Here is a 23,185-nt window from a genome sequence, read left to right on the forward strand (position 1 = left end):
CGCGGGCCGCCGTACGCTCGATGACATGAGTCTGCGTCTGAGCACGGTGATCCTCCCGGTACGTCGGTGGCACGAGGGAGGGCGGGACCAGTGGCTGCGCGCCGAGCGGCTCGGTTTCCACACCGCCTACACCTACGACCACCTGGCCTGGCGCAGTTTCCGCGACGGTCCCTGGTTCGGCGCGCTGCCGACCCTGACCGCGGCGGCCACCGCCACCGAGCGGCTGCGCCTGGGCACGCTGGTCACCTCGCCGAACTTCCGGCACCCGGTCACCCTGGCCAAGGAGCTGATCTCGCTGGACGACATCTCCGGCGGCCGGATCACCCTGGGCATCGGAGCGGGCGGCAACGGCTATGACGCGACGACGCTCGGCCAGGAGGGGTGGACCCCGCGTGAGCGGGCCGACCACTTCGCGGAGTTCGTGCCGCTGCTGGACCGGCTGCTGACGGAGGGCACGGTCACCGAGCGGGGCCGTTTCTACGCGGCCGAGGAGGCCCGGAACATCCCCGGCTGCGTGCAGCGGCCCAGGCTGCCGTTCGCGGTGGCCGCCACAGGTCCGCGCGGGCTGAAGCTGGCCGCCGCGCACGGCCAGGCGTGGGTCACCACCGGGGACCCGAAGCTGTACGAGGAGGGCACGCCGGAGCAGTCGGTGGCGGCGATCCGGGGCCAGCTGGAGAAGCTGGGCAAGGCGTGTGCCGACCTCGGCCGGGACGTGGCGGAGCTGGACAGGATCCTGCTGACCGGGTTCACGCCGGAGCAGAACTCGGTGCTCGCCTCGGTGGACGCCTTCGTGGACTTCGCGGGCCGGCACCGCGAGCTCGGCTTCACCGAGATCGTGATCCACTCCCCGATCCAGGACTCCCAGTTCGCGGCGGACGAGGCCGTGTTCGAGCGCATCGCGACCGAAGCGGTGGCACAGCTGGGCTGACACCGGCCGCAGCACGGCGTTGCCCCCGTACCCGTTCCGGGGTGCGGGGGCAACGCCGTTCCTGCCGGGGTCAGTCCTCCAGCAGCGCCTTCGCCGTCTCCTCCAGCTGGGGCAGCATCCAGTCCGGCGCCGCGTCCTCGGGCAGGGTGCCCAGGTCGGCGGCGAGTGCGCGGAGGCGGTCGGCTCCCTCCTGCGCGCGGCCGAGCTGTGACTCCGTCCACGCGGCCGCGTGCGCGCACTGGTAGCGCTGCCGGACGTGCTCCGGGCCGAGCCCGGCGTAGATCCCGCCGGCCCGGTCCCACAGCCGGACGGCCTCGTCCCGCAGCTCCCGGATCCCGTCCTCGGTCAGCGGCTCGCCCGTGCCCGCTCCCTCGCCCTCTCCCGCATCCTCGTCCTCGTCCTCGTAGGGGTAGGCGTACGCGTCCTCGAACGCGTCCACCCGCTGGTCGAGGATCTGCGCGAGCTGCTGCCAGGTCTGCGCCGTCTCGTAGCGCAGCTGTGGCTCGGTGGCGCCCTCCAGCAGGGCGGCCGCCTCGTCCATCCGGGCCCGGGCGCGGGCCACCGTTGCGTTCACCGTGCCCTCACGCAGGTACAGCCAGGCCAGCGACCGAAGGATCCGGACCACCGCCACGGGGGCGTCCCCCGCCGCCCGGTGCAGCTCCAGGGCCCGCTCGTAGGCGGCGACGGACTCCGTCACCAGCCCGGCGGCGGCCAGGGATTCGGCCGCCGAGTGGGCCAGCCCGGCCTGCGGGCGCGGGTCCTCCCACTCCTTCGCCGTCTCGGCGGCGAGCAGGAACTGCTCGGCGGCCGCCCGCGGATCGTGCAGTCCGTCCAGCAGTTCCCCGAGGAACCGGCGTGCGTGCACCGCCTCGCGCTCGCCGTGCTCCAGCAGGTCCGGCAGTGCGGACTGGAGTACCTCCGCGGCCTCCGCGGTGCGCTCCTGCCGTGCGTAGGCGTGGGTCAGCAGCAGCCGGGCCTTCGCCCCGCCGCCGCGCGTGCCGGAGGGTCCCGCCCGGTCGAACCAGTGGGCCCCGTCCAGGGCGTGCCGGGCCGCCTCCTCCGCGTCCCCGGTCCGCAGCAGTACGTCGGCCAGGTTCAGCCGTACGGCGCCCTGCCGCTCGGGCTCCGGAAGGTCCGCTGCGTGTGCCACGGCGGCCCGGGCCGCAACCACCGCTTCCTCCGGACGGCCCAGCGACACCAGTACGCCGGCCCGAGTGGCCAGGGGGTCCACCGCCAGCCACGGCCGGCCCGAGCCGGGGCCCCGCTCCGCCGCCGAGGCCAGCAGCGCGTCGGCCCGCTCGGCGTCTCCCTCGGCCAGGGCCAGCCGGGCCAGGGTCTCCTCGGCATCGGAGAGCAGGTCCGCGACCTGTGCGGCGGAGTTCCCGTCCACGGCGGACACGAAGGCGGCAAGGTCAGCGACCAGCCGGCCGTCCGGCCCGTCCGCGCCGCCGTGTTCGGCCCTCAGGTATGCCTCGATCCGGATGCGGGTCAGCTCGACCGAGGCCACCCGCCGGGTCCGCAGCGGGTCGTCGGGGCTCAGCGCACCGGCCGACTCGGCGGCCGCCGCGAGCAGCTCCCCTATCTCCTCGGCTCCGGAGCCGGACTGGACGGCCGTCGAGGCCATGCGGAGTTCCGCGAGCACCGCCCGGTCCTCCTGGCCGGCGGACCGGTGCGCGTCCCGGGCCTCGGCGATCAGCGCGGCGGCGGCCGGATCGTCGGCCTGCGCCGCGACCACGCCTCGGTACTCCAGCAGATCGGCGGCCAGCAGCGGGTCCACGGACTCCCCGTCCGCCCGGGCGAGCACCGCCGACCAGCGCAGATCGGCGGAGGGGTGGCCCTGGGCGCGGGCCTCCCGCGCAGCGGCCACCAGCGCGGTGAACGCGGCGGGCCCCTCACCGGCTGCTCCCCCGGCCGCCGTTTCACGTGAAACATCACCGCGGACCACGGGTGCGTATGTGGGTGCGGGTGCAGGTGCGGAGGTGGAGGCAGGGGCGGGCTCCGGCAGCGGGCCGCTGCGGACGCCCAGCGGAAGCGCCTCCAGCAGCGGGCCCTGGGCGATCCGCTGCTCGAAGCGCTCCGAGGCGCGGGAGTTGCCGTTGCGTGCGTCGAAGCGGTGCGCGATGTCCAGCGCGTCGGCGTACAGGAGCCCGTACAGCTCCCGGACCGTGTGCGGGACCCCCTCGAACGGGACGGCCGGGCTGTCGCCGAAGCCGAGTCCGGTCAGCCGGCGCAGCAGCACGAGCACGCCGCCGTAGAAGGTCATCCGTGCGTCCAGGTCGGCCAGCGGGCGCAGGTGTGCCGAGTGCTCCGCGAGGATCTCCAGCCCGCGCGACTCGTTGCCGGTGAGCGCGCAGAACTCGATGTGCTGTCCGATGGCGCGGAGCAGGCTCTCGTTGCCCCGGGCCATCCGGTAGCCGCGCAGATGGTGCGCGCGGGCCTCGTCGAGCCGCCCCAGGCGGACCAGGGGCAGCAGCGAGCGGGCCAGCGTCCGGTGCGGCTCCTCCGCGCAGGAGCGGTCGCCCTCCAGGACCGGTTTCCAGACCTCGACGGCCTTGGCGTCGTCGCCCCGGTGGGACCAGAACCAGCCCTGCGTGTTGAGTTCGCAGGCGTGGCAGTCGCTCATGGTGTCGCGCTCGGCGGCCATGAAGGCCTCGGCGGCCCGCTCGGCGCGGGCGTCGTCGGCCATGGCCTCGGCGAGGAACAGCTCGGCCTCCCGCACCGGGCGGTCGCCGTATCCGGCGATCCGGTAGCGGCGCTCCATCTCGGCCAGCCAGCCCGCCCCGGACTCCAGGGAGATCTCGGGGGAACAGGAGAGGGCGGTGGCCACCCATTTGAACTGCCAGAACAGCGAGTGGGTCTCGTTCGGGCCGAACGCGGACGGGTCCCGGTCGTACTCCTGCAGCAGCCGGGCGAAGGGGACCAGGATCTTGGGTGCCTCGGCGCTGAACTCGTACGCCTCGATCTGGTTGTCCAGGGCCCGGCGGAGCAGGGCCTTGTCCCCCGTGGCCTCGGCGGCGGCGCTGATCGCCTCGGCGTGCGCGCTGCGCGCGGCGCCGTGCGGGGCCCGCTGGTTCTCGATCAGCTGCCGGCGGACCTCTTCGGGGGTCATGGTGCCGCTCACTGCTGGTCCTCCTGCTGGTCGGCGGAGCCGTGGCTGTGGGTCGCCCATTCCAGGAGCCCGAGGAAGGCCCGGTTGAGCAGGGTGGAGTCGGCCGGACGCAGCGGCCGCTGGGACATGAGGAGGGCCTGCCCGTAGAGGGATTCCACCGCGGTGGCGGTGAGGGCCTCGTCGGGCAGCTGGGCGATCCGGCGGACCATCGGGTTGTTGTGGTTGAGGACCAGCCGGGCGCGCGGGCCCGATCCGCGGAGCGCGCCGAGGATGCCGGACCACAGCGAGTCGGCGTTCTCCTCGGCGGTCGCGCGGTCCCGTTCCTGCCGGGCCTGGCGGTCGTCGAGGTAGAGGGCCGGCACGGACACCGGCTGGAAGGCGCGCAGCACCACGTCGCAGCTCTGGGCCTCCAGCCGGGTGCGTGCGGTGGCCAGGAAGGGGGCGAGGGCCAGCTCGGCGGAGGTCGGCACCTGGTCGAGCCGGTCCGTGACCGCTCCGGCGTCCAGCTCGGTGACCTTGATGCCCGGCCGTACGGCGGGCAGCAGGGCGAGGAGGTCGGCGTCGTAGGTGTAGCCCGCGTTGATCACGCCGAGGCCGTGGGCGGCCGCGATCGGGGCGATCTGGCGGAACTCCTCCACGGTGCGGGTGAAGTGGATGTCGCTGTGCGCGGCGGCGAACTCCTCCAGGCTCATCGAGCCGTCACTGGTCTCGAAGGGCAGCCAGGGCAGCATCAGGCCGAGCAGTTCGGCGTCGTGCCGGGCCAGCGACTTCACGCCGAGGTGGTGCACGTTCAGGAAGGCGGCGAGCCGGTCCGGTTCGGTCGCGGCGAGTTCGGCGAGCCAGCTCCGGATGCGGGCGCCCAGGGCTTCCCGTACGGCGGCGAGGGTCTCGTCGTCGTACAGGTTCTCCCGGGAGGCCGTGGGCCGGAGGGTGTCCGTGTCCAGCACGGCGCGGACGAAGAAGGCCCAGTCCGGCAGGAGGTTGTCCGCCTGGTCCGTGAGGAGCATGCCCTTGAGGTGGACCCGGTGTCCGGCGCGGTGCGCGGGGCTGGTCGGCTCGGGCAGGACGTACGCCACTCCGCGCACGCCGGCGACGGGCAGGTCGAGGTCGATGGTGTCGAGCGGGGTGAAGCCGAACTGTCCGGCGCAGTGCCCGGCGAGGGCGACGCGGCGGGCGGTGGGGGTGGGGAACTCCCGGTCCCAGACCGCCGGACGGTCCGTGATCACGCGGGGTGCGGCGCCGGTGCCGTCCTCGAAGGTGATCTCGTAGGGCAGCAGTGCGCCGAAGTCGCGGGCGAGCTGCTCGACCTTGGCGGGCACGGTCCACTCGGTGGCGCCGGGGCGGGCCTGCAGGTGGACGGTGGTGCCGGGCTCGGGGTGTGCCTCGTCGGGGAGTTCGCGGACGGTGTACGAACCGTCGTCGGTGGCGAGCCATTCGACGGGCGGGGCCTGCGGGTCGCGGGCGGAGCGCGTGACGACGCGGATGCGGCGGGCCACGACGAAGCAGGCCAGCAGACCGATGCCGAACTGGCCGAGGAATTCCTGCCGGGTGGTCTCCAGGCCGCTGATGTCCTCGGCGGTACCGCCGCGCTTGGAGCTGCGGCCGATGGTGGCGAGCAGGGAGTGGGCCTCGTCGGCGGTCAGCCCGATGCCGTTGTCCTCGATGGAGACCTGGTCTCCGGAGGCGGTCAGCCGGATGCGGGCCTCGGCGTCCGGTTCGTGGATGCGGCGTGCGGTGACGGCGTCCACGGCGTTCTGCAGGAGCTCGCGCACATAGACCCGGGGACTGGAGTAGAGGTGGTGGGAGAGGAGGTCGACCAGACCGCGCAGGTCTACCTGGAAGTTGTTCACGGACGTCATGAGCTGTCACCTCGTGGTGCGCACGGTGGGTGGGCGACCGCGAGGACCCCCCCTCACAGATCGTGGTGATCAGCGTAGGGGGAGGGTCGGACAATCTCTTCCGCAATTCCGGTCGTGCCGGTGGGTTCCGGCCGGGCCGAACGGCCGCTGGGGTGAGGGAATTTCAGTGGCGCGGTCCGGGGAGGCGGAGGAATTCTGGGGGTACCGCGTCCACCAGCCACACCCCGTTGGCGCTGATCCGGAAGACGTGCCCGGCGGCGTGCATGGCCGCGGCGTCGACGACCAGGACCACGGGTCGGCCGCGGCGGGCGCCCACCCGGGTGGCGGTCTCCCGGTCGGGGGAGAGGTGGACGTGGTGGCGGCGCATGGGGCGGAGCCCCTCGGCGCGGATGGCGTCCAGGGCGGCGGGCACGGTGCCGTGGTAGAGGAACGCGGGCGGTTCGGCTTCCGGGAGGCCGAGGTCCACGCCGGTCACGGTGTGGCCCTGGCTCGCGCGGATGCGGGTGCCCTCGACCGCGAAGCGCTGTTTGTCGTTGGAGGCGACGACGTGATCGAGTTCTACGCGGGTGAACCGGAATCCGTGGTCGGCGGCGGCGCGGAGAAGATCATCGATTTCCACCCAGCCCTGGGGATCGAGCACCAGTCCGATCCGTTCCGGCTGATGCCGCAAATGTTTCGAGACGTATTTGGATACTTTCACAGAGCGTTTCTCGTCCATGGCCACAGAGTGCCTGGTCGGAGGTGGTTCGGGCAGGGATTTTCACCCCTCGGGCAGATGTGGACGCCTTCTATCGCGATTCCAAGATACGGAATATATTTTCCGTAACCCTGCCCTGCGACGTCGGTCCGTGCCTGACCGCCGTCTGCACGCGTCTGCCTCAAGGGAGACTCCATGACCTCTGCCCCCGCCTCACTCGCGCGCCGAGTGGCCGCCGAATTGATCGGCACCGCAGCCCTGCTCATCGTGATCATCGGGTCCGGCATCCAGGCGGCATCGCTCAGTGCCGACAGAGCCGTGGCCCTGGTCGCCAACTCCGCCGCCTCCGCGATCGGTCTCGGCCTGCTCATCGTGCTGATCGGCCCGCTCTCCGGAGCCCACTTCAACCCCGTGGTCACCCTCACCTCGTGGTGGGCCCGGCGCACCGGGGACCAGGGCGGCCTCAGCGGCCGCGAGGCACTGCTCTACACCGCTGCGCAGACCGCGGGCGCGATCGGCGGGGCCGTGATCGCCGAGATCATGTTCGGCCGCACCCCCGGAGCCCTGGCCACCCAGGTCCGCGACGGCGGTCACCTGCTGATCGGCGAGATCATCGCCACCGCCGGCCTGATCCTCCTCATCCAGGGCCTGGACCGCGTCGGCCGCGCCCGCTTCATCCCCGCCGCGGTCGCCCTCTACATCGCGTCCGCGATCTGGTTCACCTCCTCCGGCTCCTTCGCGAACCCGTCCGCCACCGTCGGCCGCGCCTTCACCGACTCGTTCACCGGCATCGCCCCCGAGTCCCTGCCCGGATTCGTGGTCGCCCAGCTGCTCGGCGGGATCCTCGGCCTGGTCCTCGCCGCCGTGCTCTACGGGCGCCGCCCCGGCACCGCCGGCCGCACCAAGAAGCCCCGGCTCAACCAGGTCTACGAGACCGTTAGTTGAGCCGTCCACAGCTCGGGCGACTTGTCCACAGCCGATTCGGCAGGAAATGAACCCAAACAAGTGAGCCCCCTGTGGACGAGGGCTGCGACGTCAGCCGCCTCCCCGCCGCGCCAGATCATTCATCGTCCGGGCCTGGAGCTCCCGCTCCGTGGCGGCCCGGACGAACGCCGCCACATGCTCCGGTCCGACCAGCTCGGCGACCGCCCGCACCGTCTCGGCGGGCAGCGCCACCGGGGCCGGACCGGCCGGGTGCGGCGGCCCCGCCGCACCCAGATGCCGCTGCAGATGGCGCGTCGCGAACAGTCGCATCGCCCGCGCCAGCTCCGCGTCGACCGTCTGCTGGGCCAGTGGCCGCAGCCGGCGCACCAGCGTCGCCGCCTCCGCGGCATCCGCGTCCGACGGAGGGAGCCGGTCCAGGTACCGGGCGAACACGTGCTCCGTGGTGAACTCCAGGAACCGCGAGGCGATGTGCTCCACCTGCCCCCGCAGCTCCCGCAGATGACCCGTGATCGCGGGCAGCGGCACCCCCGCCGCGTACAGCTCGGCGGCGACCGCCAGCTCCTGCGGTGAGGGCACCAGGAACTCCTCCGGGGACCCCGGCACCCGCTCCAGCACGCCCAGTTCGCACGCCTCGTCGACCGCCCGGTCGTCCGGAGTGCCGCCGAACCGCTCGTTCAGCTCGTCCCGGGAGATCCGGGCCGCCTCCTCGTCCGTCCACGGCCCGTGCACCTCGGCCACCAGACCCAGCACCCCGCCCAGACCGCGCCCCGCGTCCCAGGCCTCCAGCAGCTCCTTGATGGAGGCCAGGGTGTAGCCGCGGTCCAGGAGGTCGGCGATCTGGCGCAGCCGCGCCAGATGCGTGTCCCGGTACACGTTGGAACGGCCGCGCCGCTCCGGCTTCGGCAGCAGCCCGCGGTCCTGGTACGCACGGATGGTGCGGACCGTCGCACCGCTGTGGTGCGCCAGATCCTCGATGCGGTACTCGGCTGGCACCTGTTCGGACAATCCCGGCTCCCTACGACATGGCCTGCGAGGGATGGTACGACCGCCGGATGGAGCGGGATACGGCCGTGCCGGTCCCACTCCGCGCCGGAACGGGAAGGCGCGCGCCGGCCGGGTGCCCGCTCACAGCTTCGGTTCCACCCTCGCCAGCCGGCGCAGCAGCCGCGGGGTGTACCTCGACATGAACAGCGCGCCCTTGGACTCGGGGGTCACCGGGACCACGGCCCGGTTGTGGACCACCGCGTCCAGGACCGCGTCGGCCACCTTCTCCGGCGGGAAGTTCCGCAGCCCGTACAGCCGCGCCGAACGCTGCTGCCGGCGCTTCTCCTCCGCCTCGTCCACCCCCGCGAACCGGGCGGTGGAGGTGATGTTGGTGTTGATGATGCCGGGGCAGATCGCCGACACCCCGATCGACCGGGAGGCCAGTTCCGCCCGCAGGCACTCGGACAGCATCAGCACCGCGGCCTTGGAGGTCGAATAGGCGGGCAGCGTCCGGGACGGCAGGTAGGCGGCCGCCGAGGCGGTGTTGACGATGTGCCCGCCCTGACCGCGGTCGGCCATCTGGCGGCCGAAGATCCGGCAGCCGTGGATGACCCCCCACAGATTGACGTCCAGGACCTTCTTCCAGTCCTCCGAGCTGGTCTCCAGGAAGCTCCCGGACAGGCCGATCCCGGCGTTGTTGACCAGGACGTCCACGATCCCGTACTCGGCGGCGACCTTCTCCGCCAGCTTCTCCATGGCCTGCTCGTCGCTGACGTCCACGCACTCGCCCCAGGCGGCGGGCGCCCCGATCAGCCGGGCCATCTCGGCCGTCCGGACGGCCCCTTCGCCGTCCCGGTCGACGGCCACCACCCGGGCACCGGCCTCGGCGAACGCGAAGGCGGTGGCCCGGCCGATCCCGCTGGCGGCGCCGGTCACCAGCACCAGCTGCCCGCCGAAGCGGTCGGCGTACCGGCCGGGGGCCCGCTGCTCCGGGGCCGGGCCGGGCGCCTCCTCCCGGGAGGTGACGAACTCGGTGATCCAGGCGGCCAGCTGGTCGGGCCGGCTCCGCGGCACCCAGTGCTTGGCCGGCAGGGTACGGCGCACCAGGTCCGGTGCCCACAGCTCCAGCTCGTCGTAGAGCCGCTCGGAGAGGAACGCGTCCCCGGTCGGGGTGATCAGCTGGACCGGCACGTGGGCGTACGCGTCCGGGCGCGGCCGGCGCATCCGGGGCCGGACGTTGTCCCGGTAGAGCCAGGCGCCGTGGGCCGCGTCCGAGGGCAGCGACGGCGTCGGGTAGTTCCCGGTCGGGACCCCCTCGGTCCGCTCCAGCAGCTTCGGCCAGCGCTTGCCCAGGGGTCCCCGCCAGGCCAGCTCCGGCAGGACCGGCGTGTGCAGCATGTACACGTACCAGGACTTGGCGCCCTGCCCGAGCAGCTGCGCCGCCCGGCGCGGGGTGGGCCGGGCCATCCGCTTCTTGATCCAGTGCCCGAAGTGGTCCAGCGAGGGACCGGAGATTGAGGTGAACGAGGCGATCCGGCCCTCGGTCCGCCGGACCGTGGCGAACTCCCAGCCCTGTACGGACCCCCAGTCGTGCCCCACCAGGTGCACCGGCCGGTCCGGGCTGACGGCGTCCGCGACGGCCAGGAAGTCGTCGGTCAGCTTCTCCAGGGTGAACCCGCCGCGCAGCGGCTGCGGGGCCGTCGACCCGCCGTGTCCCCGCACGTCGTAGAGCACCACGTGGAAGTGGTCCGCCAGCCGGTCGGCGACCTCCGACCAGACCTCCTTGCTGTCCGGATAGCCGTGCACCAGCACCACGGACGGCCGGTCGGGGTCACCGAGCTCCACGACGCTCAGCTCGATCCCGCCCGTGCTCACCCGGCGCTCGCGCACGTCCGTACGCCCCGTCCCGCTCATGCCACCTTCTCCTCGGTCTCGGCCCAGCGCCGCACGTGCGGCAGGTCGTCGTCCAGCCAGAACGCGCTCTCCTCGGGATCCCTGGAGTCGGTGACGACCAGGAGCTCCTCGAACTTCGCCCCGGTGCCCCGGAACCCCAGATGGGGCTCCACCGCCCACAGGCCGGGCTGCGGTGGATGGTCGGACCACTTGTGGGGGCTCCACAGCGGGGACCAGCCCTCGCGGTGCCCGTGCAGGAGGTCGCCCGCCAGGCCCTTCAGCGACTGGGTGCCGAAGCCGAACGCCGTCGGCGACCAGCGGCTCTCCCCGACCCGTCCGACCTTGTGCGCGATCACCCCGAACGGATAGGCGCGGTGCCGGTTCGCATAGCCCTGCCGGACCATCAGCCGGTCCACGTCCTCGTAGATCTCACGCAGCGTACGCCGCTCGCGGACCTCGGCGAGGATCAGGTCCCGGTGCGCCCGGAGGTCGTCCATCAGCCGGTCCTGGACCGGATTGAGCCCCAGGCTGCCCGAATAGCCGATGTCCGCCGCGTACCCGTTCAGGACCGGGGCCGCGTCCAGGACGAACGCCATGCCCGGCTCCAGCCGCCGGCCGGTCGGGAAGAACTGGAGCGGTATCCGGAAGCCCGTGAACGCCGTGCGGTCCCCGAACCAGGCGAACGGCAGGTGGAACCAGTCCCGCACCCCCCGCTCGCGCAGCCAGTCGCGCTGCATCCGCGCGGCCTCCCGCTCGGTGATCCCGGCCTTGAGCTGTGCCGCGACCGCCTCGGCGCACGCGTAGGCGAGCCGCTGCACTTCCCTGAACCCGCGAAGATCGTCCCCTGCCATGACCGCCGTCCGTCCCGTAGCCGTACGCGCCCGTAAGTTGACACTGATGAATGTGACAATGCCTGGAGATCACGTCAAGGGGTGTGCACGGACCCGTGCCGCTCCGGACCGCAGGACAGCTCTCCGGAGCCACCCGGCATCAGACTCCCGTAAGGGCGTGTAGTCCTGAAGGCGGATGCGCGGTCCCGCTCCAGGTCTGACGCCCCGGACCGGCCGCGCCACTACCGTCGGAGCCGTGACTGTCATCGCGACCGAAAGCCTGAGCAAGCGGTACCCCCGAGTGACCGCCCTCGACCGGCTCTCCCTGGACATCGGGCCCGGAGTAACCGGACTCGTGGGCGCCAACGGAGCCGGCAAGTCCACGCTGATCAAGATCCTGCTGGGACTCTCCCCCGCCACCGAGGGCCATGCCGCCGTACTCGGACTGGACGTCGCCACGCACGGCAGCGCCATCCGTGAACGCGTCGGCTACATGCCCGAGCACGACTGCCTGCCGCCCGACGTCTCGGCCACCGAGTTCGTCGTGCACATGGCACGCATGTCCGGGCTGCCGCCGACCGCCGCCCGCGAGCGGACCGCCGACACCCTGCGCCACGTCGGCCTCTACGAGGAGCGGTACCGCCCCATCGGCGGCTACTCCACCGGCATGAAGCAGCGCGTCAAACTCGCCCAGGCCCTGGTCCACGACCCCCAGCTGGTGCTCCTCGACGAGCCCACCAACGGACTGGACCCGGTCGGCCGCGACGAGATGCTCGGCCTGATCCGCCGCGTCCACACCGACTTCGGCATCTCCGTCCTGGTCACCTCGCACCTCCTGGGCGAACTCGAGCGGACCTGCGACCACGTGGTCGTCGTCGACGGCGGCAGGCTGCTGCGCTCCAGCTCCACCAGCGACTTCACACAGATCACCACCACCCTGGCGGTCGAGGTCACCGACTCCGACACCCACCCGGACGGCACCGCCGCCCTGCGCGAGGCGCTGACCCGGGCGGGCGTCGTGCCCCACGCGGGCGAGGAGCAGGGCCTGCCCGGAGCCGGCCACATCCTGCTGGTCGAGGCCACCGGCGAGCAGACGTACGACATCGTGCGCGACACCGTCGCCGCACTGGGCCTGGGCCTGGTCCGCATGGAGCAGCGCCGCCACCACATCGCGGAGGTCTTCCGCGAACCCGCCGCCCAGCAGCCCGCCGCCCCGCAGTACGACCCCCGGCAGCACACACAGAAGGGAGCCGGATCCGATGGCCGCTGACAGCTCCACCCAGATCCACAACATCGGCTACCGCTCCTACGACGGCCCCCGCCTCGGCCGCGGATACGCCCGCACGTCCCTGTACTCGCAGTCCCTGCGCGGCGCCTACGGACTGGGCCGCTCGGCCAAGTCCAAGGTCCTGCCGATGCTGCTCTTCGCGGTGATGTGCGTCCCCGCGCTGATCATCGTCGCGGTGGCCATCGCCGTCCCGGGCTCGACCGACCTGCCGATCAAGTACACGACGTACGCGCTGACCACCCAGGTCGTCATCGGGCTCTACCTGGCCTCCCAGGCACCCCAGTCGGTCTCCCGGGACCTGCGCTTCAAGACCGTGCCGCTGTACTTCTCGCGGCCCATCGAACGCGTTGACTACGTCCTCGCCAAGTACGCCGCGATGGCCAGCGCCCTGTTCGTCCTCACCGCCGTGCCACTGCTGATCATGTACATCGGCTCGCTGCTGGCCAAGTTCGACTTCGGTGACCAGACCAAGGGATTCGGGCAGGGACTGGTGTCGGTACTCGTGCTCTCCGTACTGTTCGCGGGCCTCGGCCTGGTGATGGCCGCGCTCACCCCGCGCCGGGGCTTCGGCGTCGCCGCCGTCATCGCGCTGCTGCTCATCCCCTACGGTGCGGTCTCCACCGTCCAGGCAGTGGCCATGGAAACGAGCAACAGCGGGGCCATCGAGTGGATGGGCCTGTTCTCCCCGATCACCCTGATCGACGGCTTCCAGACCGCCTTCCTCGGCGCCACCTCCGCCTTCCCCGGCGGTGAAGGCCCCTCGGCCGGCACGGGCGTCGTCTACCTGCTGGTGATCCTCGGCCTCATCGCCGGCTCCTACGCCGCGCTGATGGCCCGCTACCGGAAGGCCGGGCTGTGACAACCATCGACATCGACCACGCCTCCCGCTGGTTCGGGAACGTCGTAGCCGTCAACGACGTGACCATGCGCATCGGTCCCGGCGTCACCGGCCTCCTCGGCCCCAACGGCGCCGGCAAGTCCACCCTCATCAACATGATGGGCGGCTTCCTGGCCCCCTCGACCGGCACCGTCACCCTCGACGGCACCCCGATCTGGCGCAACGAGCGCATCTACGAGCACATCGGCGTCGTGCCCGAGCGCGAGGCCATGTACGACTTCCTCACCGGCCGCGAGTTCGTCGTAGCCAACGCCGAGCTGCACGGACTCGACGACGCCGCCGCCCGGCGGGCCCTGGCCACCGTGGAGATGGAGTACGCCCAGGACCGCAAGATCGCCACCTACTCCAAGGGCATGCGGCAGCGCGTGAAGATGGCGTCGGCCCTGGTCCACGACCCGTCCGTGCTCCTGCTGGACGAGCCGTTCAACGGCATGGACCCGCGGCAGCGCATGCAGCTGATGGACCTGCTGCGGCGGATGGGCGCCGAGGGCCGCACCGTGCTGTTCTCCTCCCACATCCTGGAGGAGGTCGAGCAGCTCGCCTCCCACATCGAGGTGATCGTCGCCGGCCGGCACGCCGCTTCCGGAGACTTCCGCAAGATCCGCCGGCTGATGACCGACCGCCCGCACCGCTACCTGATCCGCTCCTCCGACGACCGGGCGCTGGCCGCGGCCCTCATCGCCGACCCGTCCACCGCCGGCATCGAGGTCGACCACAAGGAGGGCGCCCTGCGCATCCAGGCGGTCGACTTCGGACGGTTCACCGAACTGCTGCCCAGGGTCGCCCGTGAACAGGGCATCCGGCTGCTGACGGTCTCCCCGTCCGACGAGTCCCTCGAGTCGGTCTTCTCCTACCTCGTAGCGGCCTGAAGGAGCTGGCACCGATGTACAACCCCACCGTCGCCCGGCTCACCTACCGGGCCCTCCTGGGCCGCCGCCGCGCGCTGATCCTCTTCGCGCTGCCGGCCCTGCTCCTCCTCATCTCGGTCGCCGTGCGCGCCCTCACGGGCGTGGACGACAAGGTCGCCGCCGACCTGCTCGGCGGGTTCGCCCTGGCCACGATGGTCCCGCTGATCGGGGTCATCGCGGGCACCGGGGCCATCGGCCCCGAGATCGACGACGGCTCGATCGTCTACCTGCTCGCCAAGCCGGTGAAGCGCCCGACGATCATCATGACCAAGCTGATCGTCGCGATCGCCGTGACCATGGCCTTCTCGGCCCTCCCCACCCTGATCGCCGGCTTCATCCTCAACGGCAACGGCCAGCAGATCGCCGTGGCCTACACCGTCGCCGCCCTCGTCGCCTCCGTCGCGTACAGCGCGCTGTTCCTGCTGCTGGGCACGATCAGCCGGCACGCGGTGGTCTTCGGCCTGGTCTACGCCCTGATCTGGGAGTCCCTCTTCGGCAGCCTGGTCGACGGCGCCAAGACCCTCAGCGTCCAGCAGTGGGCGCTGTCCCTGGCCGAGAAGGTGGCCGGACCGGGCTACGTGGACTCGGCCGTCGGCCTGCCCACGGCCTCGCTCCTGCTCGCGGGCGTCACCGTCGGCGCCACGGTCTACGCCGGCCAGAAGCTGCGACGGCTCACGATCGCCGGCGAGGAGTAGCCCCGGCGAGGAGTGGCCCCGGCGGGTTCCGCCGGCCCGAAGCAGAACGAAGCGGTGCCCCGCCCGGGCCACAATCCCGGCGGGGCACCGCTTCGCGCGTCATGATCGGATCATGATGCCGCCCACCGGGCCGGAGCCCTCCCGGCCGATCCGGTCCTGGATCCGCTCCACCCCCGGTACGCACATCTGGCTGCTGGTCATCGCCGTCACCAGCCTTGTCGTGGTCATCGCCCCCGACCGGATCGACCACGTGCTGCTGCACCGCAACAGCAGCAACCTCCACCAACTCGTCCGCTACCCCGTCCGAGCGCTGATCGGCAGTGCGTTCTGGATCGAGGACCCGGCCTCGCTCGCCCTGTACGCCGTCCTCTTCGAGCTCTTCCACGCGCCGGTCGAGCGCTGGCTGGGGACCGGCCGCTGGCTTGCGATCGTCGCGACCGCCCATGTGACCGCCACTCTGATCAGCCAGCGGCTGGTCCTGGCGGCCATCGCGCACCACCGTGCCCCGCGCAGCATGGCCCATGTGGTCGACATCGGCGTCAGCTACGGACTCGCGGCGTCCATCGGGGTGCTCACCTACCGGCTCCCGCACCCCTGGCGTTGGCCCTACCTGATCGGTGTCGTGGCCTTCTTCGGCATCCCGCTGGTCACCGGCGCCAACTTCACCGACCTGGGACACGCCATCGCCCTGTCCGTCGGCCTGCTTGCCTGGCCCCTCACCCGCAACCCCGTTTCACGTGAAACATAGCCGCGTGCTCAACCGCGTTGTTTCACCCCTCCGCCCGCGCCACCCCGTGCTCCCACGCCCATGAGGCGATCCCCACCCGGTTCCGGACGCCCAGCTTCGCCTGCACGTTCGCGATGTGCGTCTTGGCCGTGCCCGCGCTGATGAACAGCTCCGCGCCGATCTCCGCGTTCGTCAGCCCGCGCGCCACCAGCCGTACGATCTCCCGCTCGCGCTCGGTCAGGGGGTGGGCCGGGGCCGGCCGCGCCGCCCCGGCCCCGGGCCGCCCGGTCAGCGAGCTCAGCAGCCGCACCGTGATCTGCGGGCTGATCAGCGTGTCCCCCTGCACGGCGGCCCGTACGCCCTCGATCAGCAGGGCGGGCCCCGACCGCTTCAGCAGGAACCCGCACGCCCCGTTCCGCAGCGCCGTGTGCACGTACTCGTCGTGGTCGAAGGTGGTCACCACGAGCACCCGGGTGTCCGGGGCCAGCAGCCGGGTCACCTCCAGCCCGTCGAGCCCGGGCATCCGGATGTCGGCCAGCACCACGTCCGGCCGGAGCTCCCGGGCCAGCGCCACCGCGCGCTCCCCGTCCTCCGCCTCCCCCACCACCGTCATGTCCGGCTGTGAATCGAGGATCAGCCGGAAACCGCTGCGGATGTCGGCCTGGTCGTCGGCTATCAGAATGCGCGTCGTCACCCGGCCATGATCACCCCTGGGGTCCGCCCGCCGCCGGGAAAACGGCCCGGACCAGCCACCCGCCGTCCACCACCGGACCCGCCGACAGCGTTCCCCGCGCCGCCTCCACCCGCCCCCGGAGGCCCTCCAGTCCGGTCCCGCCGCCCCGGCGCCCCGCCCACCGGCTCCGACTTCCCCGGAGAGGCGTGGAGTTGGCCACGGACAGCTCGATTCCGTCCCCGTCCCGCCGCAGCCCGACCGTCACCACCGCAGCCCCGGGCGCGTGCCGCCGTACGTTGGTCAGCGCCTCCACCGCCACCCGGTACGCGGTGGTGTCGGCCTCCCGCGACAGCCCGGCCAGTGCCTCCGGATCCGCCTCCAGCGTCCCGCCCTCGAACCGCCCCACCAGCGCGGGGAGTTCGGCCAGCCCCGGGGCGGGCGCGGTCGGGCCGCCGCCCGCCGCCCGCAGCGCGTGCACCGTGCGGTCCATCGTCTCCAGGGCGTTCAGCCCCGCCGCCTCGATCCGCTCCAGGGTGGCCAGCGCCAGCGCCGGGTCCCGCTCCGCCACGAACCGTGCCGCCTGTGCCTGGACCACGATCGCGCTCACGTCGTGGGCGACGAAGTCGTGGAGGTCGCGGGCGAGTTCGAGCTGCTGCTCGCGCCGGGCCTCCCGTACGGCCCGCCGGGCCCGCCCCTCCTGGCGCCGCAGGTACGCGCCCGCCCCGGCCGCACCCGCCGCCGGCAGGGCCCAGAACAGGGCGGCCCCGGCCGACTCGGTCCACCCCGCGTCGTCCATCAGGGACACCGGCCAGTACGCCGTCGCCAGACCGCCCAGGATGCAGGCCGCCACGGCCCACGGCCGTGGCGACCGGCGGGCCGTGACCGCCTGGAGCGGGAGCAGCGCCAGCACGCCCAGCAGGGTCCACGCGGGCGGCGCCCCGAGCGCGCAGGCGGCCGACAGCGCGACGGCCCCCAGGGCCAGCGAAAGCGCCCACGCGGCGCGCGAAGTCGAGATCACCCGGCCGACCCTACGATCGGCGGCCGGGCCCGGCCATCTGCCGATCGGCAGATCTTCCCGGGCCCGGGCGCGCTCATCGGCGGATGGTTCGCGCGCGGGGCCCGGACGAGGCTGGAAGCCGTCAACCAGTGCCCGATGAAGAGGACTTGCCCGATGACCGCCGCCGCCGCCACTGCCACCGCAACCGCTCCCGTCGCCACCACCGGGCGGGCCACGGACCTGGTGCCGGGCGTGTCCGCCCGGCTCCACCGGATCGCCCGGCTCACTTCGCTGACCGTGCTGCCCAGTTGTGTGTGGCGGTTGCTGATCGCGCTGGGCATCCCCATGGGCTGGGGCCCCGGCAGCGATCTGCACCACTCCCACTACCCGGGCCCGGCGTCCCTGGTACTGCTCCTCGTCTGCGTCCTCCAGGAAGCCGCCGGCCTGCTCGCCCTCGGCCTGGTCCAGCGCTGGGGCGAGCAGGTGCCCCGATGGCTGCCCGTCCTGGGCGGACGCCGGATCCCTCCCGTGGTGGCGCTGGTTCCTGCCGCGCTCGGCGCCCTCGCGGTCACCGGGATCACGCTGCTGGGCGCCTGGGTGTGGAACGACACCAACGCCGCGAATCCGGACGCGCCCACCGGGTTCTTCGGTGGGCTGTTCGCGCTGGCCTACGCGCCCCTGCTGCTGTGGGGCCCGCTGCTGGGCGTCCTCACCGTCGCCTACCGGCGGCGCCGCCGGGCCCACGGCTGAGGCGCGGAAATTCGCTGGAACGCGGGCACCCGCAGGGGCACAGTGGATCTCGCGGGGAGCAACAAAGAAGGTCCGGGTCAGCCACTTCGAGCGCGCCTTGCGGCGCGGGCCGGCCCGGACCTTCCCCGAGTTCTCCTTACGCGGCGCCCAGCAGGCGCTCCAGCACCACCGCGATGCCGTCCTCCTCGTTGGAGGTCGTCACCTCGTCGGCGACGGCCTTCAGATCACGGTGGGCGTTGGCCATGGCCACACCGTGCGAGGCCCAGCCGAACATGGGGATGTCGTTGGGCATGTCCCCGAAGGCGATGGTCTCGGTCTTCTTCACGCCCAGCCGGCGGGCCGCCAGCGAGAGCCCGGTGGCCTTGCTCAGTCCCAGCGGCAGGATCTCCACTATGTTCGGACCGGCCACGACCACGTCGACCAGTGCCCCGACGACCTCCCTCGCCTTCTCGGCCAGGGTGTCGTCGTCCAGTCCGGGGTGCTGGACGTAGAGCTTGGTGAGCGGCGCCGCCCACAGCTCCGCCGTGTCCTCCAGGAACACGTAGGGCAGCGGCCCCTCCTGCACCCGGTATCCCGGCCCGACCAGCACGTCGCCGTCGAGGCCGTCCCGGCTCGCCGCCAGGAACACCGGACCGAGCTCCGCCTCTATCTTGGCCAGCGCCAGCCCGGCGAGCTGCCGGTCCAGCGTCAGCGAGGTGAGCAGCCGGTGCTCACCGGCGTGGTAGACCTGCGCCCCCTGCCCGCACACCGCCAGTCCCCGGTAGCCGAGGTCGTCGAGGATGTGACGGGTCCAGGGCACGGCACGACCGGTGACCACGATGTGCGCGGCACCCGCCGCGGTGGCCGCGGCGAGCGCCTCGCGCGTCCGCTCGGAGATCGACTCGTCGGCCCGCAGCAGCGTGCCGTCGAGGTCCGTCGCGATCAGGCGGTACGGGAAGCTCACTTGGTGATCGGCTCCAGCAGTTCCCGGCCGCCCAGGTAGGGACGGAGCACCGCGGGAACCCGCACGGACCCGTCGGCCTGCTGGTGGTTCTCCAGGATCGCCACGATGGTGCGCGGGACGGCGCACAGCGTGCCGTTCAGGGTGGACAGCGGCCGGATCTTCTTGCCGTCGCGGACCCGGACGGACAGGCGGCGGGCCTGGAAGCCGTCGCAGTTGGAGGCGGAGGTCAGCTCGCGGTACTTGCCCTGGGTGGGGATCCACGCCTCGCAGTCGAACTTGCGGGAGGCGGAGGAGCCCAGGTCACCGGTGGCGACGTCGATCACCTGGAACGGCAGCTCCAGGGAGTTCAGCCACTGCTTCTCCCAGTCGAGCAGGCGCAGGTGCTCGGCCTCGGCGTCCTCCGGCGCGACGTACGAGAACATCTCGACCTTGTCGAACTGGTGGACGCGGAAGATGCCGCGGGTGTCCTTGCCGTACGTGCCGGCCTCGCGGCGGAAGCACGGCGAGAAGCCGGCGTACCGCAGCGGCAGCTTGTCGGCCTCGATGATCTCGTCCATGTGGTACGCGGCGAGCGGGACCTCGGAGGTGCCGACCAGGTAGTAGTCGTCCTTCTCCAGGTGGTACACGTTCTCCGCGGCCTGGCCGAGGAAGCCCGTGCCCTCCATGGCGCGCGGGCGCACCAGGGCCGGGGTGAGCATCGGGGTGAAGCCCGCCTCGGTGGCCTGTGCGATGGCCGCGTTGACCAGCGCCAGCTCCAGCAGGGCGCCCACACCGGTGAGGTAGTAGAAGCGCGAGCCCGAGACCTTGGCGCCGCGCTCGACGTCGATGGCGCCCAGGGCCTCGCCGAGCTCCAGGTGGTCCTTGGGCTCGAAGCCCTCGGCGGCGAAGTCGCGGACGGTGCCGTGGGTCTCCAGGACGGCGAAGTCGTCCTCGCCGCCGACCGGCACGTCCGGGTGGACGATGTTGCCGAGCTGCAGCAGCAGGGCGCGGGCGGTCTCGTCCGCCTCGTTCTGCTCGGCCTCGGCGGCCTTCACGTCGGCCTTGAGCTGCTCGGCCTTCTTCAGCAGCTCGGCGCGCTCGTCCGGAGTGGCCTTGGGGATCAGCTTGCCCAGGGACTTCTGCTCGTTGCGCAGCTCGTCGAAGCGCACGCCCGCGGACCGGCGGCGCTCGTCGGCGGAGAGCAGGGAATCGACGAGGCCGACGTCCTCTCCACGGGCGCGCTGCGAGGCGCGGACACGGTCAGGGTCTTCACGGAGCAGCCGAAGGTCAATCACCCCTCCAGGCTACCGGTCGGGGCTTCCTCGGATCACACCGATATCACGCTGCGTGTCGCTATGTCCTAATTGCGGAGAATGGAAAACTGTTGCCGTGTGGCTGGATCCGGGCAGTCCGCAGAGGTCAATAAAAGCGGGCCCATTCCCTGAAATGGGGCACATCGCCGAGGTGGGTCGACGGCCTGAGCAGCTGACTTGTCCACAGGAATGAGGGAGAGCCACATCTTGTCCACAGGCCGAGCGCCATGTCTGTGGACAGGAATGGAGATCTTTGGTGGCTGCGGCCGACGGCAAGGGATTTGGGGTTCAAACCGCCCTCACACACTCATTCGGGTGGGAATGACTCGCTCCAAAGAGTTGATCCGTGATACGGCGGTGACGCCGTTCACCCTCCGCTCGCCCATGCGAAACCTGGACGCCCCGACCGATTTGTCGACCTTGCCGTCCTCAAGTGTCGACTAGTCCACAGGTCTCCCCAGCTGCCTGTGGATAACTCTGTGGACAACCCGGTGGACAACTCGGGTGGCTAGGGACGGCCGTCGAGGCAGCGCGTCAGCCAGTCCGAGGCGGCGGTGAAGTCGGAATCGGCGGTTCCCGGCCGGGCCTCACCCACGTCACTCTGCGCGACGCCGGCCCGGGGGTAGGAGCCCAGGAAGCGGATCTGCGGGCAGGTCCGCTTGAGCCCCATCAGGGCCTCGCCCATCCGCCGGTCGGAGACGTGCCCCTCCGCGTCGACCGCGAAGCAGTAGTTGCCGATGCCCTCGCCGGTCGGCCTGGACTGGATCAGCATCAGGTTCACCCCGCGGACCGCGAACTCCTGCAGGAGCTCCAGCAGCGCACCCGGGTGGTCGTCGTGCATCCACAGCACCACCGAGGTCTTGTCCGCGCCCGTCGGGGCCGACGGCCGGGCCGGCCGCCCGACCAGCACGAAGCGGGTCTCGGCGTTCTGCGCGTCGTGGATCTCGGTGACCAGCGCCTCCAGCCCGTAGGTGGCGGCGGCGAACTCCCCCGCGAAGGCCGCGTCGTACCGGCCCTCCTGCACCAGCCGGGCGCCGTCCGCGTTGGACGCGGCCGACTCCCACACGGCATCCGGGAGGTGGGCCCGCAGCCAGTTCCGCACCTGCGGCTGCGCCACCGGGTGCCCGGTGACCGTCTTGACGTCCGAGAGCTTGGTGCCGGGCCGCACCAGCAGCGCGAATGCGATCGGCAGCAGCACCTCGCGGTAGATCATCAGCGGCTCGCCGGAGGCCAGCTCGTCCAGGGTCGCGGTGACCCCGCCCTCCACCGAGTTCTCGATCGGTACCAGCGCCGCCGCGGCCTCCCCGTTCCGTACGGCGTCCAGGGCGGCCGGAACCGACACCATGGGCACGAGTTCCCGGGTGGCGGCTTCCGGCAGGGTGCGCAGGGCGGCTTCGGTGAAGGTGCCCTCGGGTCCGAGATAGGTGAATCGAGTGGCCGACATGCGATCAGCCTAATGCCGGGGGGCTGCCCGCCGGGGCGGCGTTCACCCTTCGAGCAGACGCTGTCCGACGTACTCCCCGGGCCCCGGACCGCCCGGCACCGCGTACAGGCCGCTCGCCTCGTGCACCAGGAACGCGGACAGCGCGTCGCCCCGGTCGAGCTTGCGCTGCACCGGTACGAAGCCCCGCAGCGGGTCGGCCTGCCAGCAGATGAAGAGCAGACCGGCGTCCGGGGCGCCGTCCGGGCCGATCCCGTCGTGGTACGAGAACGGGCGACGGAGCATCGCGGCCCCGCCGTTCTGTTCCGGAGCGGAGATCCGGGCGTGCGCATTGGACGGGATCACGGGCTTCCCGTCGGTTCCCCTCTTGTCCAGGTCGGGCTCGGTGGTCTCGCTGCCGCCGGTGAGCGGGGCGCCGTCGGCCTTCCGGCGGCCGATGACGAGTTCCTGCTCTGCCAGGGGCCGCTTCTCCCACTCGTCGAGCAGCATCCGGATGCGGCGTACGACGGCGTACGAGCCGCCGGCCATCCAGGCGTGCCCGGCCGGGCCGGGTCCGGCGTCGGGCACGAAGATCCGCTTGTCGAAGTCGGGCTCGGCCGGCTTCGGGTTGCCGGTGCCGTCGACCTGGCCCATCAGGTTGCGGGCGGTCATCGGGCTGCCGGTGGCCCCGGGGGACCGGTTGAAGCCGTTCATCTGCCAGCGGACCCGGGCGGCATCGCCCGCGTCCTTCTGCAGCGAACGCAGCGCGTGGAAGGCGACGAGCCCGTCGTTCGCGCCGATCTGGACCCACAGGTCGCCGCCGCCGCGGCGGGGGTCGAGCCGGTCCGCGGAGAAGTCGGGCAGCGGGTCCAGCGCGACCGGCCTGCGGTCCGTGAGTCCGGTGCGGTCGAAGAAGGAGTGGCCGAACCCGAAGGTGACGGTCAGCGAGCAGGGCCCCGCGTCCAGGGCGATACCGGTGTCGCCGGTCGGCGCGGGCTCGCCCGCCATCAGCTGGCGGGCGGTCTCGGACCAGCGGCGGAGCAGGGCGGCTGCCTCCTTGCGGCCCGCCCCGGGGGCCAGGTCGAAGGCCAGGAGGTGGCCCTTGGACTGCATCGGGGTGGTGATGCCGGCCTGGCGGGCGCCGTGGAAGGGGACCGAGGCGCTGCCCAGCGAGGCCAGCGTGCCGGGGGAGCCGGGCGCGCCGCCGCTGCCGGGTCCGTCGGCCAGCGCGGAGTGGGCGAGGGCGCCGGCGGTCCCGCCCAGGGCGAGGCCCGCGGCCCCGGCCGCGCCTACGGTGCCCAGCAGCCGCCTGCGGGAGATTTCGATGTCGGTGTTGCTCTCGGTCACGC

Annotated in this window: 20 protein-coding genes; 8 read left to right on the top strand and 12 right to left on the bottom strand. The window is 72.3% G+C overall.

Annotated elements, in window-relative coordinates; translation table 11 throughout:
- Positions 1-25: 25 nt before the first annotated feature.
- Positions 26-928 carry an LLM class flavin-dependent oxidoreductase gene (locus AB0O36_RS09515; RefSeq protein WP_365106470.1) on the top strand — a complete coding sequence of 301 codons (903 nt, stop codon included), beginning with the start codon at positions 26-28 and terminating at the stop codon, positions 926-928.
- 70 nt (positions 929-998) lie between these two features.
- Here the strand turns inward: AB0O36_RS09515 and AB0O36_RS09520 are convergent, their stop codons facing one another.
- The 3 genes from AB0O36_RS09520 to AB0O36_RS09530 form a co-directional block, all read right to left on the bottom strand.
- Positions 999-4,049, bottom strand: coding sequence for a tetratricopeptide repeat protein (locus AB0O36_RS09520; protein WP_365106473.1), 3,051 nt, complete (start codon positions 4,047-4,049; stop codon positions 999-1,001).
- Positions 4,046-5,896: an HSP90 family protein gene (locus AB0O36_RS09525; RefSeq protein WP_365106476.1), complete on the bottom strand. Its 1,851-nt coding sequence runs from the start codon at positions 5,894-5,896 to the stop codon at positions 4,046-4,048. The genes AB0O36_RS09520 and AB0O36_RS09525 overlap by 4 nt, the downstream gene beginning before the upstream one ends.
- A gap of 163 nt (positions 5,897-6,059) precedes the next feature.
- Positions 6,060-6,614, bottom strand: a complete 555-nt coding sequence (locus AB0O36_RS09530) for an RNA 2'-phosphotransferase (protein WP_365106479.1) — start codon at positions 6,612-6,614, stop codon at positions 6,060-6,062.
- Between the two features lie 174 nt (positions 6,615-6,788).
- Between AB0O36_RS09530 and AB0O36_RS09535 the strand changes: the two genes are divergently transcribed.
- Positions 6,789-7,538 (top strand): aquaporin, encoded by a 750-nt coding sequence (locus AB0O36_RS09535; RefSeq protein WP_365106482.1) that lies wholly within the window; start codon positions 6,789-6,791, stop codon positions 7,536-7,538.
- A 90-nt stretch (positions 7,539-7,628) separates the two neighbouring features.
- Here the strand turns inward: AB0O36_RS09535 and AB0O36_RS09540 are convergent, their stop codons facing one another.
- The 3 genes from AB0O36_RS09540 to AB0O36_RS09550 all read right to left on the bottom strand — a co-directional run bounded on the left by AB0O36_RS09540 (position 7,629) and on the right by AB0O36_RS09550 (position 11,266).
- A complete protein-coding gene (locus tag AB0O36_RS09540) occupies positions 7,629-8,543 on the bottom strand; it encodes a MerR family transcriptional regulator (protein WP_365106485.1) in 915 nt (304 codons plus the stop codon).
- 120 nt (positions 8,544-8,663) lie between these two features.
- The gene (locus AB0O36_RS09545; RefSeq protein ID WP_365106488.1) at positions 8,664-10,436 is read right to left on the bottom strand and encodes an SDR family oxidoreductase; all 1,773 of its coding nucleotides are present in this window, start codon (positions 10,434-10,436) and stop codon (positions 8,664-8,666) included.
- On the bottom strand, positions 10,433-11,266 hold the full coding sequence (locus AB0O36_RS09550; protein WP_365106491.1) for a M24 family metallopeptidase: 834 nt from the start codon (positions 11,264-11,266) through the stop codon (positions 10,433-10,435). The genes AB0O36_RS09545 and AB0O36_RS09550 overlap by 4 nt, the downstream gene beginning before the upstream one ends.
- A 175-nt stretch (positions 11,267-11,441) precedes the next feature.
- Between AB0O36_RS09550 and AB0O36_RS09555 the strand changes: the two genes are divergently transcribed.
- The 5 genes from AB0O36_RS09555 to AB0O36_RS09575 all read left to right on the top strand — a co-directional run bounded on the left by AB0O36_RS09555 (position 11,442) and on the right by AB0O36_RS09575 (position 15,782).
- On the top strand, positions 11,442-12,515 hold the full coding sequence (locus AB0O36_RS09555) for an ABC transporter ATP-binding protein (RefSeq protein ID WP_365106494.1): 1,074 nt from the start codon (positions 11,442-11,444) through the stop codon (positions 12,513-12,515).
- Entirely contained in the window at positions 12,505-13,392 is an 888-nt protein-coding gene (locus tag AB0O36_RS09560; RefSeq protein ID WP_365106496.1) for an ABC transporter permease subunit, read from the top strand. The genes AB0O36_RS09555 and AB0O36_RS09560 overlap by 11 nt, the downstream gene beginning before the upstream one ends.
- The gene (locus tag AB0O36_RS09565) at positions 13,389-14,300 is read left to right on the top strand and encodes an ABC transporter ATP-binding protein (protein ID WP_365106499.1); all 912 of its coding nucleotides are present in this window, start codon (positions 13,389-13,391) and stop codon (positions 14,298-14,300) included. The genes AB0O36_RS09560 and AB0O36_RS09565 overlap by 4 nt, the downstream gene beginning before the upstream one ends.
- Before the next feature lie 14 nt (positions 14,301-14,314).
- Positions 14,315-15,034, top strand: coding sequence for an ABC transporter permease (locus tag AB0O36_RS09570; protein ID WP_365106502.1), 720 nt, complete (start codon positions 14,315-14,317; stop codon positions 15,032-15,034).
- A 112-nt stretch (positions 15,035-15,146) separates the two neighbouring features.
- Positions 15,147-15,782, top strand: a complete 636-nt coding sequence (locus AB0O36_RS09575) for a rhomboid-like protein (RefSeq protein WP_365106504.1) — start codon at positions 15,147-15,149, stop codon at positions 15,780-15,782.
- Positions 15,783-15,804: 22 nt separating this feature from the next.
- On the opposite strand, the gene AB0O36_RS09580 is transcribed toward AB0O36_RS09575, so the two are convergent.
- Both AB0O36_RS09580 and AB0O36_RS09585 read right to left on the bottom strand, forming a co-directional pair.
- Positions 15,805-16,455, bottom strand: a complete 651-nt coding sequence (locus AB0O36_RS09580; protein WP_365106506.1) for a response regulator transcription factor — start codon at positions 16,453-16,455, stop codon at positions 15,805-15,807.
- Between the two features lie 10 nt (positions 16,456-16,465).
- Positions 16,466-17,452: a histidine kinase gene (locus tag AB0O36_RS09585; protein WP_365106509.1), complete on the bottom strand. Its 987-nt coding sequence runs from the start codon at positions 17,450-17,452 to the stop codon at positions 16,466-16,468.
- A gap of 153 nt (positions 17,453-17,605) precedes the next feature.
- Between AB0O36_RS09585 and AB0O36_RS09590 the strand changes: the two genes are divergently transcribed.
- Positions 17,606-18,181: a hypothetical protein gene (locus tag AB0O36_RS09590; RefSeq protein ID WP_365106512.1), complete on the top strand. Its 576-nt coding sequence runs from the start codon at positions 17,606-17,608 to the stop codon at positions 18,179-18,181.
- A 136-nt stretch (positions 18,182-18,317) separates the two neighbouring features.
- On the opposite strand, the gene AB0O36_RS09595 is transcribed toward AB0O36_RS09590, so the two are convergent.
- From AB0O36_RS09595 to efeB, 4 genes are all read right to left on the bottom strand, one after another.
- Positions 18,318-19,124 carry an HAD family hydrolase gene (locus AB0O36_RS09595; protein ID WP_365106515.1) on the bottom strand — a complete coding sequence of 269 codons (807 nt, stop codon included), beginning with the start codon at positions 19,122-19,124 and terminating at the stop codon, positions 18,318-18,320.
- Entirely contained in the window at positions 19,121-20,398 is a 1,278-nt protein-coding gene (gene serS / locus AB0O36_RS09600) for a serine--tRNA ligase (protein ID WP_365106517.1), read from the bottom strand. The genes AB0O36_RS09595 and serS overlap by 4 nt, the downstream gene beginning before the upstream one ends.
- 526 nt (positions 20,399-20,924) lie before the next feature.
- Complete coding sequence (gene pheA / locus AB0O36_RS09605; RefSeq protein ID WP_365106520.1) at positions 20,925-21,860, bottom strand: prephenate dehydratase; 936 nt, start codon at positions 21,858-21,860, stop codon at positions 20,925-20,927.
- 42 nt (positions 21,861-21,902) lie between these two features.
- A complete protein-coding gene (gene efeB, locus AB0O36_RS09610) occupies positions 21,903-23,183 on the bottom strand; it encodes an iron uptake transporter deferrochelatase/peroxidase subunit (RefSeq protein WP_365106523.1) in 1,281 nt (426 codons plus the stop codon).
- Between the last annotated feature and the right edge of the window lie 2 nt (positions 23,184-23,185).

The sequence above is a fragment of the Streptomyces sp. NPDC089799 genome, from assembly GCF_040684755.1.
In the GTDB taxonomy this organism is placed as follows: Bacteria; Actinomycetota; Actinomycetes; order Streptomycetales; family Streptomycetaceae; genus Streptomyces.

What these genes read in the sequence shown, in the direction of transcription:
- AB0O36_RS09515 (WP_365106470.1), top strand. Translation starts at nt 26, where the DNA reads ATGAGTCTGCGTCTGAGCACGGTGATCCTCCCGGTACGTCGGTGGCAC.
- AB0O36_RS09525 (WP_365106476.1), bottom strand. Translation starts at nt 5,896, where the DNA reads ATGACGTCCGTGAACAACTTCCAGGTAGACCTGCGCGGTCTGGTCGAC.
- AB0O36_RS09530 (WP_365106479.1), bottom strand. Translation starts at nt 6,614, where the DNA reads ATGGACGAGAAACGCTCTGTGAAAGTATCCAAATACGTCTCGAAACAT.
- AB0O36_RS09535 (WP_365106482.1), top strand. Translation starts at nt 6,789, where the DNA reads ATGACCTCTGCCCCCGCCTCACTCGCGCGCCGAGTGGCCGCCGAATTG.
- AB0O36_RS09545 (WP_365106488.1), bottom strand. Translation starts at nt 10,436, where the DNA reads ATGAGCGGGACGGGGCGTACGGACGTGCGCGAGCGCCGGGTGAGCACG.
- AB0O36_RS09550 (WP_365106491.1), bottom strand. Translation starts at nt 11,266, where the DNA reads ATGGCAGGGGACGATCTTCGCGGGTTCAGGGAAGTGCAGCGGCTCGCC.
- AB0O36_RS09555 (WP_365106494.1), top strand. Translation starts at nt 11,442, where the DNA reads ATGCGCGGTCCCGCTCCAGGTCTGACGCCCCGGACCGGCCGCGCCACT.
- AB0O36_RS09560 (WP_365106496.1), top strand. Translation starts at nt 12,505, where the DNA reads ATGGCCGCTGACAGCTCCACCCAGATCCACAACATCGGCTACCGCTCC.
- AB0O36_RS09570 (WP_365106502.1), top strand. Translation starts at nt 14,315, where the DNA reads ATGTACAACCCCACCGTCGCCCGGCTCACCTACCGGGCCCTCCTGGGC.
- AB0O36_RS09575 (WP_365106504.1), top strand. Translation starts at nt 15,147, where the DNA reads ATGATGCCGCCCACCGGGCCGGAGCCCTCCCGGCCGATCCGGTCCTGG.
- AB0O36_RS09590 (WP_365106512.1), top strand. Translation starts at nt 17,606, where the DNA reads ATGACCGCCGCCGCCGCCACTGCCACCGCAACCGCTCCCGTCGCCACC.
- pheA (WP_365106520.1), bottom strand. Translation starts at nt 21,860, where the DNA reads ATGTCGGCCACTCGATTCACCTATCTCGGACCCGAGGGCACCTTCACC.